Here is a 16,194-nt window from a genome sequence, read left to right on the forward strand (position 1 = left end):
TACAGTTTTGTATTTTATGGAGGAGATATCTGCATCCTCGCTTGCCGGTGAGCTGGCCGCCATCGTTGGCGAGGAGAACGTTTTAACGGACGGCCCGGAGCTCATCCCTTACACCAGGGGGGGTTCCATAGATTCCGGTTCACACAGGCCCCCCCTGGCCGTGGTATTTCCAGGGTCTGTGGAGGAGGTGTCCGGCATCATAAGGGTCGCAAGGCGCCTCAGGGTACCGGTGGTGCCCAGAGGCGGGGGGGGTTCGAGCCCCCACCGGCGCCGTTGTCCCAGTGAAGGGCGGCATCGTCCTGGACATGAAGAGGCTGCACGACATAGTGGTTAGGGTCGAGGACGGCCTCGTTGAGGCCGGTGCAGGCGCAACACTGCAGGAGGTGGACGCGGAGTGCAGGAGGCACGGCTACTTCTTCCCCCCCTGACCCGTCAAGCGTTCGCGTTGCAACGGTGGGAGGTGCCATATCGGAGAACTCCGGGGGGGGCATGAGGTGTGCCAGGTTCGGCGTGGTCAAGGACTGGGTCCTCAAGGTTGAGGCTGTGCTCTCCGACGGCACTGTGACGAGGTTCGGCGAGGAGACCTACAAGAACAGGGCGGGCTTCAACATCCTCGGCCTCCTCATAGGCAGCGAGGGAACGCTCTGCGTCTTCACAAGGGCGTGGCTCAAGATCATGCCTCTGCCGGAGAGGCTCAGGAGGTTTGCCATATTCTTCTCCACAATAGATGATGCTGCGGAGTGCATCATGGACATTAGGAGGAGTGGGGGGGTGAACCCATTCATCCTGGAGTATGCGGACAGGCACGGCATAGAGGTCGCGAACTCCGTCAGAAAGACGGACTTCCCGGCTCCAGACGGAGGCATGCTCATAGTGGACATGGACTGCCTGCAGGGTTCGGAGCAGAGGGCCAGGCAGAAGCTCATGGAGGTTGTGGTGAGGCACAGACCACAGCTGGTGATGGAGGCGCAGACCAGGGAGGAGGAGGAAGCGATCCTTGAGGTGAGGAGGATCGCCTTCACAGCCCCCGGGCAGGCTCTACTCGGGTTTCATCGACGGTGACATAGTGGTGCCGCTGTCCAGGATAAGGGAGGCCATGGACGGTATAGAGAGGATCCGGGAAAAGTATGGAGTGTACATAGCGACCTGCGGTCACGTGGGTGACGGGAACCTGCACCCGCAGATCGGCGCGGACATCAACAACAGGGAGGAGTGGGAGAGGGCAAGAGAGGCTGCCAGGGAAATAGACAGACTCGCTATCAATCTGGGCGGCTCGATAACGGGGGGGGAGCACGGGATAGGCTACCTGAAGCAGGACATGCTTGTTGAGCAGTTTCGAGCGAGATCCATGGAGGCGAACCTTGACATCATGAGGGGGGCCTAAAGAGGCTCTTCGACCCTGACAACATACTTAACCCTGGAAAGTTCGCCCTGGACTAATGCAGCACCGATACTATGTTATAGACTATGACGGCCATGGAGAGCACATAGGCGAGGACAGATGACCCATAGGACATCAGGAAAGCGTTCCTCCTCCTCTTGAGCTGGTAGGAAAGTGCAGTTATGAGGAGCAGCATTGCCAGGACAGTTATGTATATTATCACCGCGTCCAGTGGCCTTGCGGACAGGACCCACCTCATTGATGGAGAGAGGAGCGAGAGGGAGAACAACACGGTGACTGCGGCCATGAGCAGTGCCATGCGCCTCCTCCTGAAGCCGGTGAAGAATACCACTGCGCCCACGGCCGCGTCAAAGTAGAGGACGCCCATGCTCACGCTTATGGCCGTGTCCGCGGCTGCGTCCAGGTGCGGCAGGAATATGAAGATGTCCCTGTGGGGCGTCAGGAGGAACAGTATTCCTAGCCAGGATATGATCGTGAGGAAAGGCGCGTAAAGGCTGTAGGGGAAGCGCGAATATGCTCCCCTTCCTTCACCCCCCCCATCCTGTGGCCTCGCGAGGAGTGGAGTGGCGAGCATTCCTGTGGCCTTGCTCCTCTGGCCCCCCCTCGTCCACGTATATTACAGGCTCATGCAGCACGAAAGAGGACGCAAGAGTGCTTGCCTCACCCTGCTGCCGGAGCCTGGCAGCACTGTCCCCCCCATTCTCTGCATGGTGTAGGTCAGTATATAATATGCTGCAATGCTCGCCACAATGTACTGCGGTATGAACGCTATAAGGTCTGTGGGGGGGTGCAGGACGACCAAAAGGCAGCCTCACCTCAGAGGTATATGTAGAGGAGGGTGACGCTCACCGGGTATGAGATCACCGCAACAGGGTAACCGCTCTGGGAATCGGCCACAGCCACTATGTCAAACTGGAATTCCGCTGTCCCTATGCTGAAGCCTCTCCCTGGAAAGAGTGAGACGGAGAGGTTGAGCTCCGCACCCTGGCCACTGCTTATCGGGACTCCGGTGTAGTTGTATGTTGCCTTCCCATTACTGTAATGCACAGCAGAAACGGTCTGGTTGATGCCTGTTATGTTCAGGTACACGCCACTCACCATTGAGGACCCGTTCACAGAAAAGTTCACTGCGTCTATATATGTCCTGACATTCACGCTCTCGTTCACTGAAATGAAATCGCTGAAGGTCTGTGATGGCGTGAAACGCGTGAAGAGGCCGATCAGGAACGTTGAGGCGGATGAGTTGTACTCGGATATGTTTGTCTCGATCTTTGAGGCCGCGCTGGTGTCATTCAGAAATATGTCAGGCTCTTTCTGTGGCGTTATCCCCCCCAGGGTTCCTGGAGAATAGACTATGACAGACGCGGTAGCTAGGGCTGGCAGCATCAGGAGTGCAACTGCCAAGACTGCGACCAACCTGACAGAGCCCCCCCGATGCCATGGTCCATCACTCAGACCACTGAAGGCTGAGGTCTATGGTGCCTCCCGCATAGCTGCCCTGTATCCAGAAGGCCAGGTAGACGTCCTGCGTTGTCACATGTATGGCCGTGCCCGGCATCAGCTCAGTGCCGCTCAGGCTGCTGCCATCGAAAGTGATCGGGCTGGAACTGTAGTATATGCTTACACCGCTGGGTAAGGTCCCGTTCAGGTATACGTACAGTGGAACGTTTGTGCCCGTGCTGTTTACAATCTCCAGGACGTTGGTCAATATGGTGTATCCCGAGCCTGGCACGTAGGAGATCGTGAAGCTGTAGTTTGAGTAGTGTGAACCGACACTGGCATCGCTCAGGAAGTTCAGCTTCTCCGCTGTTGTCGCCCCCCCTGGACCGAGGTTGAGGTACACGGGGTTGCTCGTCGTTGCGACGTTCGCTGTGACCGGCGCATCAACAATCACGGCGGCGGTTGCGATCACAGGTAGTGCTGCAAGCACCGCCACTGTAAGAGCAGTGATTGCCCTCTTTGATAACTTCATGATCCGGAGATGGTGTTAATATAAATAAAGGTGTATGAAGAACCACTGCATGGATGATTTCAGTATCATGAAGTGTAACTCATACCTTATATTGCACTCTACTTCTTCACCCTGTACGTCATCAGCCAGGAGAGGTCGCTCTGGTAGATCTTCCTTATGTCGTCAAGGCCGTAGTAGAGCATGGCCAGCCTCTCGAGGCCCAGACCCCCAGGCTATCACAGGTTCCCTTATCCCCAGGGGGGGTCTCGTCACCTCCGGCCTGAACACACCGGAGCCACCGAGCTCCACTTCCCTCCCGTTCACCTTCACGATCACGTCCATGCTGGGCTCAGTGTAGGGATAGTATGAGGGTACCAGCCTGATCTCCCTGAAGCCCAGGCGTGAGTAGAAGTAACGCATGAGCCATTTCAGCGTGGACAGAGACGATTCTCTGCTGTGCACCGCACCCTCTATCTGGTGGAGTTCGGCCAGGTGCTTCCAGTCAACGCTCTCGTGCCTGAAGACCCTCTCCACAGAGAATATGGCCAGTGGCGGTTCCGGGTTCTCGTACAGGTACCTTATGGTCGTGACCGTTGTGTGCGTCCTGAGGAGCAGTTTCCTCGCCTCTCCTACAGACCACCTGTACCTCCACCCCCCCACGTACCTCCCCCCCCACCCCCCCCTCTCATGCACCCTCTTCACCACATCCACTATCTCGGGGTGCTCTATCCCGATGTCCTGCGATGCCTGAATGTAGAAGGTGTCCTGCATCTCCCTGGCCGGGTGGTCCTGCGGTATGAAGAGGGCGTCCATGTTCCACAGGGCCGATTCGATGTAATGGCCCTTCATCTCCTGGAACCCCCCCATCTCCAGGAATATCTCCCTGACCTCGTCTATCATCTCAGAGAGAGGGTGCCGGCCCCCCCGTGCCAGCCCACAGACACCTCTGTGTGCAGGTCGTATGGGCTGAATCCCCCCCTCTCCCTCCACGAGCCCGAGACTATGGCCTCATGTGTGAGCTCGCCTATGCCCTCGGCACCCTCCACCAGGGACAGGTCCCTGACAAGGGCCTTTATTCTCCTGGTGGAAGTCTGCTTCCTCTGAACCACGCCCTCGCGCCTCTGCAGGCCCACCGGCAGGTCTCCGGTGTATCCCGATGAGGCCAGCCTCCTGAGCGCTTCCTCGCTCCTCTCCACCTCCTCCCTGGCCCTTTCCGCCTCAGGTGCGGATATCCTGCCCCCCCCACAGGCCTGATGCCGAGCCTGGCCAGCTGGGCCAGGGCTATCCTGGCCTCCTGTTCACCGAGCTCTGAGAAGAGGTCCTGGAGTGTCGCTGAACCCCCCCTGGAAGAGATGAACTCGATGGCCCTCCTCTCCGGGAGGCCTTCGCTCAGGTATCTGAGGCCCTCAGGCCCAAGCTGGTACCTGGTCTCGGTCACCCTCTCCGTCGACACTATGCCCTTCCTCTCCAGGTAAGATACTGCGCTCGCTATTTCCCTCTCATCGAGCCCTTCCACCCTGAGTTCTCTCTCGAGTACGCCGTCACCGGCCCGGTATATGGCCTTCAGTACCTTCCTCTCGTTGGCGCTGAGGATCGGCAGGGTCTGCATCCCTAGAGCATCGCTTCCCCAATAAATATATTAGCAGTCCGGAGAAACGTTTTAGTGCACCAGATCCAATATGATCACATGCTGCCACGTATACAGATGGAGTGGCCCCGCTTCAGGAAAGAGCACCTGGAGGACATACCACAGGAGTACAACTGGGGGGGAACAGACTGGATCGACAGGCTCGGGAAGGAGGAGCCGGAGCGTGTGGCGCTCATCCACACAGACGGCAATGCGGTTGCAGCGTTCACATTCAGGGAGATCTCGGAGCTGTCAAGCGCCTTTGCCAGGTACCTGCAGGACAGAGGCATGGGGGGGCGGGGGGGCGATAGGGTAATGATCATGCTGGGCAACCAGCCATGCTCTGGGTCTCCTTTGTGGGGGGGTGATAAAGGCAGGAGGTGTCTGTGTCCCCCTCTGCCACTTCACTGAGGCCGTCTGACATAGATTACAGGATAACGAAGGGAAACATATCTGGAGCCATAATTGAGGACAGCGTTCAGGGCGCACTGGCAGGCTTACGCCACAAACTCAGGTACGTTGTGAGTGTGCCAGACGATATTGATGTGGACAGGCTGAGGAAAATGCCTCACTCCTTCACTCCGGTGGCCACAAGGCCCTCAGATGTGTCCCTCATATACTTCACCTCCGGCACAACAGGGCACCCGAAGATGGTGGCCCACAGCCAGGTGAGCTATGCCCTGGGGGGGCACTATTCCACTGCCATGTGGCTCGGGATAGGCAGGGGGGGTGACGTGCACTGGAACATAAGCTCACCAGGCTGGGCAAAGCATGCCTGGAGCAGCATATACGCGCCGTGGAACGTGGCCGCCACCACAGTCAGCTTCTCTTACACGGGGGGGAGGTTCAGGGCTGCCGACCACCTGGGGGGGTCATAGAGAAACTCAGAGTGACGTCTGTATGTGCCTCACCCACGGTCTGGAGGATGTTTATACTCGAGGACCTGTCCAGGTACGACCTCTCGAGCCTGAGGTCAGCAGCGAGCGCGGGCGAGCCCCTGAACCCGGAGGTCATAGAGAGGTTCAGGAATGCCACCGGCATAACCATCAGGGACGGCTATGGACAGACAGAAACAACGCTGCAGATCGGGAACTTCCCGGGCATGCAGGTGAAGGATGGCTCCATGGGAGTGGCATCGCCGTTCTACAGGATAGCAGTGGTTGATGATTCCGGCAGGGAGCTGCCACCGATGACCGAGGGGGGGAACATAGCCATCCGGGTCGCTGAGGGCAGGCCCCTGCCCCCTCATGCTCGGGTACATGGAGGAGGAGAACAACAGGCAGGCGTTCCACGACGGCTGGTACTTCACAGGTGACAGGGCTTATGTGGACGCTGACGGTTACTTCTGGTATGTGGGGGGGAGGAGCGACGATGTCATAAAGAGCTCAGGCTACAGGATAGCCCATTCGAGGTGGAGAGCGCCCTCCTGAGACACCCCCCCTCAGTGGCGGAGTCCGCAGCAGTTGCCTCTCCGGACCAGATACGGGGGGGCCATAGTGAAGTGCTTCGTGGTGCTTAAGCCAGGCTACGAACCCAGCTACGAGCTGGCGAGGGAGCTGGCTGAGTTCGTTGCCCAGGAAACAGCGCCTTACAAGCACCCCAGGAAGATCGAGTTCGTCAGCAGCCTTGACCCTGTCAAGACTATATCGGGCAAGATAAGGAGGAAGGCGCTGAGGGAAATGGAGTACGGCGGGCCCAGGGTCGTGCAGGGGGGAGTGAGTTCGAGATACCGCCCCCTCAGGTAGGCTACTCCCTCCACTTTGATTTCTTGGCCCCTATGAAGAGCATGACCGCCGTGACCGCCACGAGCACTGTCCAGTCAGCCATATGGGGGGAGAGGTGACTGCCTCAGGCCCGCCAGGTTCTGGGCTATGGCAGCAGCGTATGTTGTCGGCGATATGAATGCCAGGTACCTGAATGGGAACGGTATGTAGGTTATCGGGTAGTACACCGGGGGGGGAAGGGTTGAGAGTATGGGCGAATGAGCCTGCTGAAGGCCCAGCTCTGCACTATGTCTGATGAGAAGGTGGACAGCATGAAGCCGAGCGTTATCGAAAAGGTGAACACCAGGGCAAGGTCGAGTATGAAGAAGAGCAGCTGCAGCGGGCCCAGGTGGAGGAAGAAGGACGATATCAGAGCCAGGACGAGGATGGATGGCACCGAGTATACGATCTCGGAAACGGCCATGCCGAAGACATAGGTGAGGGCAGAGGTCGGAGAGCTGACCACCATGTCCTGCAGCCTCATGTCGTTCTTCAGGTGTGACAGGTCGCCCTGCAGTGATGTGCCCGATGAGACCATGAGCATGATGAGCGCTCCCTCAGAAGCGACCCTTATGAGACCACCGTGTGTGGCGAAGGTGACAACCGCAAGCATGGACAGGGCGCCAGGAGGGTGTTCACAAGCACCACCGGGTAATTGACCATGGCGTACACTGCGTTGACCAGGATGGATGCGTTAATCTGCGGGACTATGTGCCTCTCCACCCCCCCTCTCACCCCCCCTCACCAGGCTCTCGAACACCTCGTTGAGCGTGACGGGGCTTATGTAGAACCTTGTGCCCCCCCTTGAGATCAGCACCCTCACGTATTCCTGGGCGGTACCTTCGTCCGTGAAGATCTGCTCCCCCCCGTCCTCCATCCTCACCACCGTGCCGTTCTCCAGGGTTACCTCGGGCGGGGGGGCCCGTAGACCCTTATGCTGACAGGGTGCTTCATCATGGACCTCAGATCGTCCATGCTCCCCCCCAGCGCGAGGAGCCTGCCATGGCTCATGACAGCAATGCTCCTGGAAAGGCTCTCAGCCTCGTCCAGGTAGTGGGTTGTCAGCACGATGGTCCTCTCCCTGGATATGTCCCTCAGTATTGACCAGAGGTCCTTCCTGGATATGTGGTCAAGGCCCGTTGTGGGCTCATCAAGGAAGAGGACCTCGGCTTCTGAAGCAATTGCGCAGGCAACAAGCACCTTGCGCTTCATCCCGCCGGAGAGCATCCTGTTCTTCACCCTTACCTCATCACTGAGGCCTACCCTGCCCAGCGCTTCCAGTGCCATCTGCCTGCTCTCCCTGTACGTGTAGCCCCTCCACATGAGGTAGGAGGACACGGTCTGCAGCGGCGTCAGCCAGGGGGGGACTGCCCTGGCCTCCTGTGGCACGCACGCTATGATCTCCCTCACCCTTGGCGTGTCCCTGAGTATGTCGAAGCCGCCGACAGTAGCGGTGCCGCTGGTTGGTGTGAGCTGGGTGGCCAGGATCCTGACCAGGGTGGTCTTCCCGGCACCGTTCAGGCCTATTATTGAGAATATGCCGGGCCCCCTGAAGGAGATGTCTATGGGCCTCAGGGCCTGCTTGCCGTTATCGTATGTCTTCGAGAGGGAAAATGTCTCTATCTCCACCCTTAGGCCATTGCTTGGTGGCAGATGAACTTAGCCAGGGGGGGCGCCCGATACGGCCCTCTCGCATCTTTATAGAAACCTATATATCTTTTTGGAATAGTTTACATACCCTGAAGGAATACAGTGCTGAGGTGGTTGGAATGAGGATGACATGCGATGTGTGCCACGGCACAGGCTATGTCCATGACCAGGAGGACCACCTCGACGTATGTGAGAAGTGCTGGGGGGGCCTCGGCTACATTGAGGTCAGCCCTGAGAGCGCCCCCCCGGAGCTGCAGGCGACTGGCAGGATAAGGAGGAACTCGTTCATAATATCGGTTTCCTCCATCGCAGCCTTCTACGCTGTGGTGTTCGCCCTTGACGGCCTGTTCCACTTCACACTCATCGAGACCTTCCTCTTCATATTCGTGGCCTACTACATAGGCCTGCTTGCCGGCATATTCTACTCCAGACACGCCACGAAAAAGCTCGGTGACAGGGCGAAGATGGGGGGGAGGCACGACACGTAATTTATACGTACTAGGTTTTAGGAATCCTTTCAACTTAAATATCCCTAAAGGATAATGGCACATGGACAGGCGCTCCCTGGTGCTCGTCGCGCTCGTCATCGGGACACTGATGTCCGCCATCGATACCACAATAGTGATCCTGGCCCTGCCTTCCATAACCCATGACCTGCACTCCTCCCTGATCCTGACGATCTGGGTCATAATAATCTACCTCCTGATCATAGCGGTTATGACCACGCAGCTGGGAGGCCTTGGGGACATCTACGGGCGTGCCAAGATCTTCAACACAGGCTTCCTGGTTTTCATCCTGGGGGTCGGCCCTCTGCGGCGCCTCCCCCCCTGACATATATTACCTCCTCGGCTTCAGGGCCATCCAGGCCGTTGGGGCCTCCCTCATGCAGGCCAACTCCAGTGCCATCGTGGCCGACACCTTCGAACCGGAGGTGAGGGGGGGGAGGGCCTTCGGCTTCACGACACTGGGGGGGTGGAACATAGGCGGTGTCCTCGGGATTGTCCTGGGCGGTATAATCACCACGTTCATAGGATGGCGGTACATATTCTACATAAATGTGCCCATAGGCCTGGTCGGGTTCGCCATAGGCCTGCGCGTCATAAAGAGCCAGGCCAGGAGGAAGGTATCGATAGACATAGCGGGCATGCTCCTGCTGGCCGCGATCCTCTCCACCGTTGCTTATGGGGGGCTGTGTACATTGCTGGCCATGGCTTCAGGGCGCTGAACATTGGCCTCATAGCCTCGGTCTCGTCCTCATCGCGCCTTTCGTGTACCAGGAGAAGAGGGCCCAGAGACCCGTCATCAACCCCCCCAGGGCCTTCAGGGTCAGGACGCTGACCTTCTCCCTCATGGCCACGCTGTTCCAGGCCACCGGGTACCTCTCCGTCGTCTTTCTCCTGATAATGTACCTGCAGGGCATAAAGGGCTATTCCCCCCCACTCGATTCCTCCCTGATCCTTGTGCCCGGTTACGTGATAGCGAGCCTCTTCGCGCCGCGCATGGGGGCGCCTCTCCGACAGGGTCGGCGCAAGAATGGTGGCAACGGTAGGCATAATCCTCATGGCCATAGGCGTCCTCGTATACATAACGCTGAGGGTCAGCAGCCCCCCCTACTACGTGGTCATCATAGGCTCACTGGTGACCGGCTTCGGTGCCGCCATGTTCTGGCCGTCCAACAACAGCGCGGTAATGTCCTCATCGCCACCTGAGCTCTACGGCTCTTCTGGAGGCCTCATGAGGACACTCTCAAACATAGGTACGATAATAAGCTACGTCCTCTCCATATCGATTGCTTCGCTCACTGTCAGCAGGACAGTCGCGTACGAGGTCTTCCTGGGCGTCATCAGGCTCGGATCGGTGTCATCACAGTTCCTTGTGGGTATACGGACAGCGTTCATAGCGAGCGTCGCTATCTTGGCCTTAGCTGGCATATTCTCCTTCGTGAGGGGGGGCATGGCCACCAGGTGCCCCCAGGGCACACCGGAGGGCACTGGAAAGAGGTGATTTCGTACAGAGACGTTACGCTGAAACATTTAAAAGATGGGTGCTTATTTAAATACCGAAATGGAGGAACAGGGCAACATAAGGGACAGCATAATAGAGGCGAAGTCTTACAGCACACTGCTCAGGCTCCGCGACACGGTTGCCTCGATGAGGGGGGGAAGGGTCCCGTTCTCCGTCTACTTCGAACTCAGGGGGGGCAGGGTGAACGAGAAGATAGCCCTGTTCGAGAGGCCAAGGTGCGAGAGCGTCAGCATAACCGTGATCGCGCCTGATGGCTCCAGGCACACGATCTCGCAGGACCAGTGCAGGGAGGCCCTGAGCACAGGCACACTCCCCCCCGACTACGTCAGGTCGCTGTACGGGGAGGGTGCAGACATACAGATCGAACAGAAGATCCTGGCCGGCGGTGTCGAGCTAACGCAGGACAGGCTGGAGGGCATAATTGAGAGGATAGACAGGATACAGAAGGAGTTCGAGGAGGTCTATGCGTTCACGAGCCAGATACCAAGAATATCGTCAGAGATAAGGGAGATAAACATGAGGCTGGACAGCCTGAGCAAGCGCCTGGACGCCCTGCTGGGGGGGCACTGATGCGTGCTCCGCCCCGATGGGAGCAGATATGTAAAAATATTTCTCCAAGTTTGTTACAGTGTTCGGCCATTATATGCCGGTTGGTCATATTTGGACGAAATAGACAGGAGGATCATCAGGCGCCTTCAGTGGCCCAATTCCGACACGGAGTTCAGCTTCTCAGACTTCGCTGTTTCCAGGTCAACCGGTGTCTCCGTCCAGACCGTGAGGAAGAGGATCGCCCGCATGGTGGAGAATGGGATACTCAAGGGCAACTACCTTATGCCCATGCCCTCACTGTTCGGCCTCTCCTCGGGCACCTTGTGTGCAGTTACAGTAAGGAAGTTGCGGAGAGGCCCTGGGATTACCTGAATGCAGTGCCAGCACTATCCAGTGTGCACACTGCACAGACACCCCCCGATGGCCATCATGGAGGTGATGCCGAGGATTGGGGGGGAGGAAAAGGCAACAGTGAGGGAGGTCGAGTCACTGGGTGTGAGGGTTGAGAGCCAGCTTTGGCACTACCATGAGCCCGTGCAGCTGAGCAGGAGGGAGTGCCTGGTGCTCTCCAGGCTCATGGAGAACCACAGGATGAGCCTGAGGGAGTTATCCGAACGCACCGGTATAAGTACCAAGAGTGTGTCAAGGATAATGAGGGGCCTGATTAGCAGGAACTGCTTCACCATTGAGGTGGCCATAGACTCAAGGGCAGTGGACCACGGCACACTCTTCATTTTGCAGGCCACCGTCATGCCTGGCAGGGCCAGCCAGGTCATTACCCGCGTGGCATCAAAGCTCGGCGACCGCATGATGGGCTTCAGGTACCTCTCCGATGACACGATCCTGTTCCTCGCCTGGGCGGAGAACACCATGCGAGTGATGGAGGCCGGGCGGTTCGTGGAAAGCATGCGAGAAGTGGCGCTCTCCATCACAGTGAGGGACTTCCAGACGACGGTCAGGTACCCGGACACGCTCATGGAGGCCCTGAAGGGTGTGGCTGAGAAAAACTAGGGCCCTGGTTTTTACAAACCAGATGAGGATAAATACTGATATAAAATAACATAGGGTCGATGGCCACAAGCTTCTTTGAGGGCTTCAACCGGAACGTCTCCATAATTGCCCTGGGCAGGGTGCTGCGCAGCTTCTACTTTGGCTTCGTGGCTTCATCCTGCCACTCTACCTGAAGCACATAGGGTTCAGTGTGGTGCAGATAGGCCTCTACGCACTGGTGGCAACCGTGGCCAGTTCCGTGCTGGTGCTCCTCTCTGGCTTCCTGGGTGACCTCATCTCCAGGAAGAAGACCTACATTGCGATGTCCTCGCTCTCGTTCTTCCTCTTCCTGATACTCCTCACCACCACTGACCACGCCATAGTCTTCCTCTCTTCCATATTTGGCATGACCTTCAGTGCCATGGGAGGTGGGGGGGCCGGTGGGGGGGCCGGTGGCACCTCTCATGACAGCAATGGTTGCGGAGAGTGTGGAGAGGAACAGGACAAACGTCTACTCAAGGCTGACGAGCCTGGCCACCATAGCTGCAGTCGCAGGTGCCGCCTTCTCCTCTGTGGTCTCCTCAGTTGTGCCCGACTATTACCACCTCCTCTTCCTGGTCGCGATGGTACTGAACGCTGTTTCCATTCTGTTCTCCCTCTTCCTCACAGAGAGGAGGGATAGGGTGGAGAAGGCGACAAGGCAGGATATCATACCGAGGAAGTCGGGCAGGAACATACTCTTCATCTCTCTCAGCGGTGCCTTCGGCAGCGTTGGCCTTGGCATGGTGATACCCCTCATCTCGCTCTGGTTCAAGATGGAGAGCCTCTCAACACCCGAGATATCGGTGATATTCGATATATCCTACATCGCTGCCGCAGTGCTTGTGAACTTCTCTCCCTACTTCGAGAGGCGCATAGGTATGATCAACAGCGTTGTGCTCTTCAGGATACTGGGCAGCGTGCTCCTCGTCTTCATACCCTTTCTCCCCGCCATGGGAGCGGCGGCCATATACATACTCCGCACCGGGTTCTACCAGATGGCTCTCCCCATAAGGCAGAACTTCTCCATGACTGTCTTCGCGGCGGAGGAGAGGTCCAGGGGCAGCAGCCTCACCGGCCTTTCCAGGCGCCTGCCCTACGGCTTTGCCACCACAGCCGGGAGTGTCCTCCTCGCATCTGGCATGTACCTTGCCCTCTTCCTGACAGCAGGAACCGTGTCGCTCCTTGACCCTATCCTCTATTACCTGTTCTTCCACGGCAGGGAGAGGAGGGGTGCCGTGTCGGACGCAGCGGCAGCACCCCCCCAGCAGTGAACCCCCCCTCACACCAGGACCAGGTCGTGGGTGAGGCGGTTCAGGTCCCTCTGCCCTCTCTCGGTGACGAGGACCATGTCCTCTATCCTTATGCCGAACCTGTCCTGCACGTAAACGCCCGGCTCAACGGTCACAACGTTGCCCGGCCTCAGGTACTGCGTGTTGTTGCTGTCCAGGTACGGGGGCCTCGTGCACCTCCAGGCCTATCCCGTGGCCTGTCCTGTGTATGAAGTACCTACCAAGGCCGTATCTCTCAATGGCGTTCCTGGTAAGGCTGTCCACCTGGCTCCCTGTCCTCTCCGGTGACACCGACGACACGCCTACCGACTGCGCCTCCATGACCGCAAGGTACGAGGAGTAGAACATGTCATCGGGCTTTCCTGTGTAGAGCGTCCTGGTCGTGTCTGAAGCGTAGCCCCCCCTGTACCTGCAGCCGAAGTCCACGACTATGCACTCCCCCCCCTCTTCAGCCGCCTGTTCCCCCCCGGCCTGTGGTGGGGGGGGTTTGCTGCGTTCTCACCGAAACACACTATGGTGCTGAACGACGGCCCGTCCGCACCGTTCGCCCTGAACCTGTCCTCCAGGTACCTGGCCAGGTCCGCCTCCGTCATGCCCTCCTGGATGTGGTCTAGGAGGTCTCTGAACGACCTCTCCGCTATGGATACAGCCATGGACATGGCCTCAAGCTCCTCACTGTCCTTCACGGAGCGCATTTCACTCACAATGTCGTCCACCAGGCCCTCAGGCCTCAGGCCGAGCCTCACCACATGCGAGTAAGGTATCTTCCCCCCCTGTACCAGGACTGGCCTGCCCCTGACCCTCTCCGCCACCATCCTGAACGGGTCCTGGCCGTCGTGCCATACGATCCTCTCCATGCCCAGGTCGCGTGTCTCACCGTCGTGGAGGGATGGGACGACGAGCAGTGGTTCTTCAGAGACGACGAGGGCCACCAGGCGCTCCATGCCCTCCATGTAACGGCCGGTGAAGTAGTATATGTCCATTGGGTCAGTGATAACCGCGCATGAGCCGTCTAGCCTGTCCTTGAGCCGCCTCAAGCGTGCTGAGTGGTCCATAACAATCACCTGTAACCGTAAAGCGCGTCCCTCTCCTTCAACTCTTCCGGCCTCTCTTCCTCGTTCCCGTAGCCTCCCCCCCCGCCACCGGTGACTATCTCCACCGTCTCGCCTTTTCCGAGGGGATAGCCGACACATTCGCCAACTTCTTTCCCCCCCCTATAACGACGTAGTTCGGCGTCCCCCCCTCCCCCCCCGGGTTCCCCCCCACGGCGGGTGCAGGGACCTGTTCATGGCAGCGGTGAAGAATGCCGGAACGAGCACCCTGTACACCTTCCTTATGCCGAAGCCACCCCCCTGTACTTTCCCCCCCTCCCTGACCCGTCCTTAACGTTAAGCGAGAACTCCTCCACCCTTATCGGGTAGTTCCTCTCGATCACCTCCACCGAAGAGCAGTACGTCTCACCGTCAGCCAGTGAGACCAGGCGCTCTCGCCATCACCGCTCTCTGTGGCACCCCCCCCAGCCACCCGGGTTAGGCTCCACCAGGACGAAACCCTTCCCGTTGACGTCCCTGCCGGCCACTATATCTGCAGCAACGCTGAGGAAGTGGCCCATGGAGAGCCTGTCAGGGAATACCGGGGGCCAGGGCCTTCCAGACAGCGTCCGCAGCATAGGTTGTTGTCTCCCAGTAGACGCCGACGGGAGCTGGCTTCTCCGCGCTCAGTATGGTCGAGCGCGGCACCCTTATGTCCAGGGGCCTCACCAGCCCCCCCTGGTTGTAGTCCGCGTGGGGGTCGACCACCGCCACGTAGACCGACCTGGCTGCGGAGACAGCGCCCGGGAGGGTCGTGTTTATCGATTCCATCACCTGCGGCGGGACGCCGGTGAACTCCACCTCCACCCTCGGCTCCCCCCCTCCAGGCCTTATCCTAACCGTGCAGCCGAACTCCATGCCGTTGTCCAGCACCTCCCTGGATGTGTAAGTGCCCTGCGGGAATGTGGCGATCCTCTGCCTGGCCATTTCCTCCGACCTCCTCATTACCTCCGAGGACATGGGCCCGAACTCGAAGCCCTTCGATCTCAGGAGACCCGAAAGCCTGGAGGCACCCTTCCTGAGGGACGCTATCATGGCCATTATGTCACCCTCAACCACATCCGGCACCCTGCTGTTCTCAACCACCATGCCTATTATATCGCTGTCCACCTCGCCTCCCCCCCTCACCACCTTCACAGGTGGTACCTGGATGCCCTCCTGGTAGACCTCCCTGTTATCAGGCTCCAGCTGCCCACTGAGTTGCCGCCAATATCGTTCAGGTGCCCCCCCTTGCAGACGCAGAACGCTACCAGGCCGTCATCGAACACTGGCATGACGAAGCCCATGTCGTTCAGGTGGGTGCCCGTGAGGTATGGGTCGTTCGTCATCACAACATCGCCCTCCTCCATGCGGATCCGCTTAACTACTGCCCTCACCATGAGGTCGAACACGCCGGTGAACAGCGGTATGCCGCATGATAGGGCAACCACGTTTCCCCCCCACTGTCCGTTATGGCGTTGGAGTAGTCCAGGACATCGTATATGACTGTGCTCCTGGCAGACCTCATTGTTGTCTGGAACATCTCGTCAGAGATCGAGGTGAGCGAACCGGTGAAGAGCTCAAGGTCGAATGGTCAATGCGAGCCCCCCCCACTTCTCTGCTGTCTCTGCATCTATGTACCCCCCCCACTGGAGGTCTCTCTCTATCAGTGGCCTGGGCCTCTCTTGGGCGGGCCCCCCCCATGCGCCCCCCCCACTGCCTGTCCTTATGCTGACCACGTCGCCCCCCCTCCTCAGAGTCAGGCCGCCTATCCTCCTCCCCCCCCTCATGTTCACGCTGCCTGAAACCACAAAGTAGTTGGGTGTCCCCCCCCTG

29 protein-coding genes and 5 pseudogenes are annotated in these 16,194 nt (G+C 58.6%); 16 read left to right on the top strand and 18 right to left on the bottom strand.

Annotated features, from left to right (window positions below):
- Nucleotides 1–16 precede the first annotated feature (16 nt).
- From JCM13583_RS02850 to JCM13583_RS11950, 5 genes and pseudogenes are all read left to right on the top strand, one after another.
- Nucleotides 17–334, top strand: coding sequence for an FAD-binding protein (locus JCM13583_RS02850; protein WP_075056629.1), 318 nt, complete (start codon nt 17–19; stop codon nt 332–334).
- Nucleotides 282–428 carry an FAD-binding protein gene (locus JCM13583_RS02855; protein WP_162509285.1) on the top strand — a complete coding sequence of 49 codons (147 nt, stop codon included), beginning with the start codon at nt 282–284 and terminating at the stop codon, nt 426–428. The genes JCM13583_RS02850 and JCM13583_RS02855 overlap by 53 nt, the downstream gene beginning before the upstream one ends.
- A gap of 25 nt (nt 429–453) precedes the next feature.
- Nucleotides 454–1,062, top strand: a complete 609-nt coding sequence (locus JCM13583_RS02860) for an FAD-binding oxidoreductase (RefSeq protein ID WP_171823389.1) — start codon at nt 454–456, stop codon at nt 1,060–1,062.
- A 4-nt stretch (nt 1,063–1,066) separates the two neighbouring features.
- Nucleotides 1,067–1,384, top strand: coding sequence for a hypothetical protein (locus JCM13583_RS02865; RefSeq protein ID WP_075056631.1), 318 nt, complete (start codon nt 1,067–1,069; stop codon nt 1,382–1,384).
- Nucleotides 1,381–1,440 (top strand): annotated as a pseudogene (locus JCM13583_RS11950) (hypothetical protein); the annotation flags it as partial. The gene JCM13583_RS02865 and the pseudogene JCM13583_RS11950, both read left to right, overlap by 4 nt.
- On the opposite strand, the gene JCM13583_RS02870 reads toward JCM13583_RS11950, so the two are convergent.
- From JCM13583_RS02870 to JCM13583_RS02905, 7 genes and pseudogenes are all read right to left on the bottom strand, one after another.
- Nucleotides 1,437–1,976, bottom strand: coding sequence for a hypothetical protein (locus tag JCM13583_RS02870; RefSeq protein ID WP_075056632.1), 540 nt, complete (start codon nt 1,974–1,976; stop codon nt 1,437–1,439). The pseudogene JCM13583_RS11950 and the gene JCM13583_RS02870 overlap by 4 nt on opposite strands.
- Nucleotides 1,977–2,018: 42 nt before the next feature.
- Nucleotides 2,019–2,204, bottom strand: a complete 186-nt coding sequence (locus tag JCM13583_RS02875; RefSeq protein ID WP_075056633.1) for a hypothetical protein — start codon at nt 2,202–2,204, stop codon at nt 2,019–2,021.
- 14 nt (nt 2,205–2,218) lie between these two features.
- Nucleotides 2,219–2,818 carry a hypothetical protein gene (locus tag JCM13583_RS02880; RefSeq protein WP_162509287.1) on the bottom strand — a complete coding sequence of 200 codons (600 nt, stop codon included), beginning with the start codon at nt 2,816–2,818 and terminating at the stop codon, nt 2,219–2,221.
- 31 nt (nt 2,819–2,849) lie between these two features.
- Nucleotides 2,850–3,374, bottom strand: coding sequence for a hypothetical protein (locus tag JCM13583_RS02885; RefSeq protein WP_162509288.1), 525 nt, complete (start codon nt 3,372–3,374; stop codon nt 2,850–2,852).
- 98 nt (nt 3,375–3,472) lie between these two features.
- A pseudogene (locus tag JCM13583_RS02895) lies at nt 3,473–4,253 on the bottom strand (phenylalanine--tRNA ligase subunit alpha).
- Nucleotides 4,250–4,462 carry a hypothetical protein gene (locus JCM13583_RS13710; protein ID WP_075056637.1) on the bottom strand — a complete coding sequence of 71 codons (213 nt, stop codon included), beginning with the start codon at nt 4,460–4,462 and terminating at the stop codon, nt 4,250–4,252. Before JCM13583_RS13710 ends, JCM13583_RS02895 begins: the two are co-directional and overlap by 4 nt.
- The gene (locus tag JCM13583_RS02905) at nt 4,426–4,962 is read right to left on the bottom strand and encodes a hypothetical protein (protein WP_075056638.1); all 537 of its coding nucleotides are present in this window, start codon (nt 4,960–4,962) and stop codon (nt 4,426–4,428) included. The genes JCM13583_RS13710 and JCM13583_RS02905 overlap by 37 nt, the downstream gene beginning before the upstream one ends.
- A 78-nt stretch (nt 4,963–5,040) precedes the next feature.
- Between JCM13583_RS02905 and JCM13583_RS11955 the strand changes: the two genes are divergently transcribed.
- From JCM13583_RS11955 to JCM13583_RS11975, 5 genes are all read left to right on the top strand, one after another.
- Nucleotides 5,041–5,391, top strand: a complete 351-nt coding sequence (locus tag JCM13583_RS11955; protein ID WP_162509289.1) for an AMP-binding protein — start codon at nt 5,041–5,043, stop codon at nt 5,389–5,391.
- Nucleotides 5,367–5,858 carry an AMP-binding protein gene (locus JCM13583_RS11960; RefSeq protein WP_171823390.1) on the top strand — a complete coding sequence of 164 codons (492 nt, stop codon included), beginning with the start codon at nt 5,367–5,369 and terminating at the stop codon, nt 5,856–5,858. The genes JCM13583_RS11955 and JCM13583_RS11960 overlap by 25 nt, the downstream gene beginning before the upstream one ends.
- 11 nt (nt 5,859–5,869) lie before the next feature.
- A complete protein-coding gene (locus JCM13583_RS11965; protein ID WP_171823391.1) occupies nt 5,870–6,295 on the top strand; it encodes an AMP-binding protein in 426 nt (141 codons plus the stop codon).
- The gene (locus tag JCM13583_RS11970) at nt 6,240–6,410 is read left to right on the top strand and encodes an AMP-binding protein (RefSeq protein WP_171823392.1); all 171 of its coding nucleotides are present in this window, start codon (nt 6,240–6,242) and stop codon (nt 6,408–6,410) included. The genes JCM13583_RS11965 and JCM13583_RS11970 overlap by 56 nt, the downstream gene beginning before the upstream one ends.
- Nucleotides 6,411–6,476: 66 nt before the next feature.
- The gene (locus JCM13583_RS11975) at nt 6,477–6,725 is read left to right on the top strand and encodes a hypothetical protein (RefSeq protein ID WP_171823393.1); all 249 of its coding nucleotides are present in this window, start codon (nt 6,477–6,479) and stop codon (nt 6,723–6,725) included.
- A gap of 1 nt (nt 6,726) precedes the next feature.
- Here JCM13583_RS11975 and JCM13583_RS02915 read toward each other — a convergent pair.
- From JCM13583_RS02915 to JCM13583_RS02925, 3 genes and pseudogenes are all read right to left on the bottom strand, one after another.
- Nucleotides 6,727–7,466 (bottom strand): annotated as a pseudogene (locus tag JCM13583_RS02915) (ABC transporter permease).
- Entirely contained in the window at nt 7,438–7,629 is a 192-nt protein-coding gene (locus JCM13583_RS02920) for a hypothetical protein (RefSeq protein ID WP_075056639.1), read from the bottom strand. Before JCM13583_RS02920 ends, JCM13583_RS02915 begins: the two are co-directional and overlap by 29 nt.
- A 17-nt stretch (nt 7,630–7,646) precedes the next feature.
- Complete coding sequence (locus JCM13583_RS02925; protein WP_075056640.1) at nt 7,647–8,372, bottom strand: ABC transporter ATP-binding protein; 726 nt, start codon at nt 8,370–8,372, stop codon at nt 7,647–7,649.
- Nucleotides 8,373–8,503: 131 nt separating this feature from the next.
- Here JCM13583_RS02925 and JCM13583_RS02930 point away from each other — a divergent pair, with 131 nt between their 5' ends.
- The 6 genes and pseudogenes from JCM13583_RS02930 to JCM13583_RS02955 all read left to right on the top strand — a co-directional run bounded on the left by JCM13583_RS02930 (nt 8,504) and on the right by JCM13583_RS02955 (nt 13,270).
- Entirely contained in the window at nt 8,504–8,881 is a 378-nt protein-coding gene (locus tag JCM13583_RS02930; RefSeq protein WP_075056641.1) for a hypothetical protein, read from the top strand.
- Nucleotides 8,882–8,942: 61 nt separating this feature from the next.
- A pseudogene (locus tag JCM13583_RS02935) lies at nt 8,943–10,397 on the top strand (MFS transporter).
- A gap of 60 nt (nt 10,398–10,457) precedes the next feature.
- Nucleotides 10,458–10,988 (top strand): hypothetical protein, encoded by a 531-nt coding sequence (locus JCM13583_RS02940; protein WP_075056642.1) that lies wholly within the window; start codon nt 10,458–10,460, stop codon nt 10,986–10,988.
- Between the two features lie 90 nt (nt 10,989–11,078).
- Nucleotides 11,079–11,339, top strand: coding sequence for a winged helix-turn-helix transcriptional regulator (locus JCM13583_RS02945; RefSeq protein WP_075056643.1), 261 nt, complete (start codon nt 11,079–11,081; stop codon nt 11,337–11,339).
- Between the two features lie 48 nt (nt 11,340–11,387).
- Nucleotides 11,388–11,978: a winged helix-turn-helix transcriptional regulator gene (locus tag JCM13583_RS02950; protein ID WP_075056644.1), complete on the top strand. Its 591-nt coding sequence runs from the start codon at nt 11,388–11,390 to the stop codon at nt 11,976–11,978.
- 395 nt (nt 11,979–12,373) lie between these two features.
- Nucleotides 12,374–13,270 carry an MFS transporter gene (locus tag JCM13583_RS02955; RefSeq protein WP_162509296.1) on the top strand — a complete coding sequence of 299 codons (897 nt, stop codon included), beginning with the start codon at nt 12,374–12,376 and terminating at the stop codon, nt 13,268–13,270.
- Nucleotides 13,271–13,278: 8 nt separating this feature from the next.
- Here JCM13583_RS02955 and JCM13583_RS02960 read toward each other — a convergent pair whose 3' ends face one another.
- The 8 genes and pseudogenes from JCM13583_RS02960 to JCM13583_RS13715 all read right to left on the bottom strand — a co-directional run.
- Complete coding sequence (locus tag JCM13583_RS02960) at nt 13,279–13,446, bottom strand: M24 family metallopeptidase (RefSeq protein WP_162509297.1); 168 nt, start codon at nt 13,444–13,446, stop codon at nt 13,279–13,281.
- Entirely contained in the window at nt 13,394–13,714 is a 321-nt protein-coding gene (locus tag JCM13583_RS02965; protein WP_075056646.1) for a M24 family metallopeptidase, read from the bottom strand. The genes JCM13583_RS02960 and JCM13583_RS02965 overlap by 53 nt, the downstream gene beginning before the upstream one ends.
- A gap of 2 nt (nt 13,715–13,716) precedes the next feature.
- Nucleotides 13,717–14,343 carry a M24 family metallopeptidase gene (locus JCM13583_RS02970; protein ID WP_171823394.1) on the bottom strand — a complete coding sequence of 209 codons (627 nt, stop codon included), beginning with the start codon at nt 14,341–14,343 and terminating at the stop codon, nt 13,717–13,719.
- A 278-nt stretch (nt 14,344–14,621) separates the two neighbouring features.
- A complete protein-coding gene (locus JCM13583_RS11980; protein WP_171823395.1) occupies nt 14,622–14,729 on the bottom strand; it encodes a hypothetical protein in 108 nt (35 codons plus the stop codon).
- A gap of 181 nt (nt 14,730–14,910) precedes the next feature.
- Nucleotides 14,911–15,621, bottom strand: coding sequence for a hydantoinase B/oxoprolinase family protein (locus JCM13583_RS02975; RefSeq protein WP_162509301.1), 711 nt, complete (start codon nt 15,619–15,621; stop codon nt 14,911–14,913).
- Complete coding sequence (locus tag JCM13583_RS02980) at nt 15,513–15,809, bottom strand: hydantoinase B/oxoprolinase family protein (RefSeq protein WP_075056649.1); 297 nt, start codon at nt 15,807–15,809, stop codon at nt 15,513–15,515. Before JCM13583_RS02980 ends, JCM13583_RS02975 begins: the two co-directional genes overlap by 109 nt.
- Entirely contained in the window at nt 15,752–15,901 is a 150-nt protein-coding gene (locus tag JCM13583_RS11985) for a hydantoinase B/oxoprolinase family protein (RefSeq protein ID WP_162509303.1), read from the bottom strand. Before JCM13583_RS11985 ends, JCM13583_RS02980 begins: the two co-directional genes overlap by 58 nt.
- Nucleotides 15,902–15,938: 37 nt before the next feature.
- Nucleotides 15,939–16,194, bottom strand: a pseudogene (locus JCM13583_RS13715) (hypothetical protein); the annotation flags it as partial.

This window comes from Thermogymnomonas acidicola JCM 13583 (assembly GCF_001316105.1).
Classification (GTDB): domain Archaea; phylum Thermoplasmatota; class Thermoplasmata; order Thermoplasmatales; family Thermoplasmataceae; genus Thermogymnomonas; species Thermogymnomonas acidicola.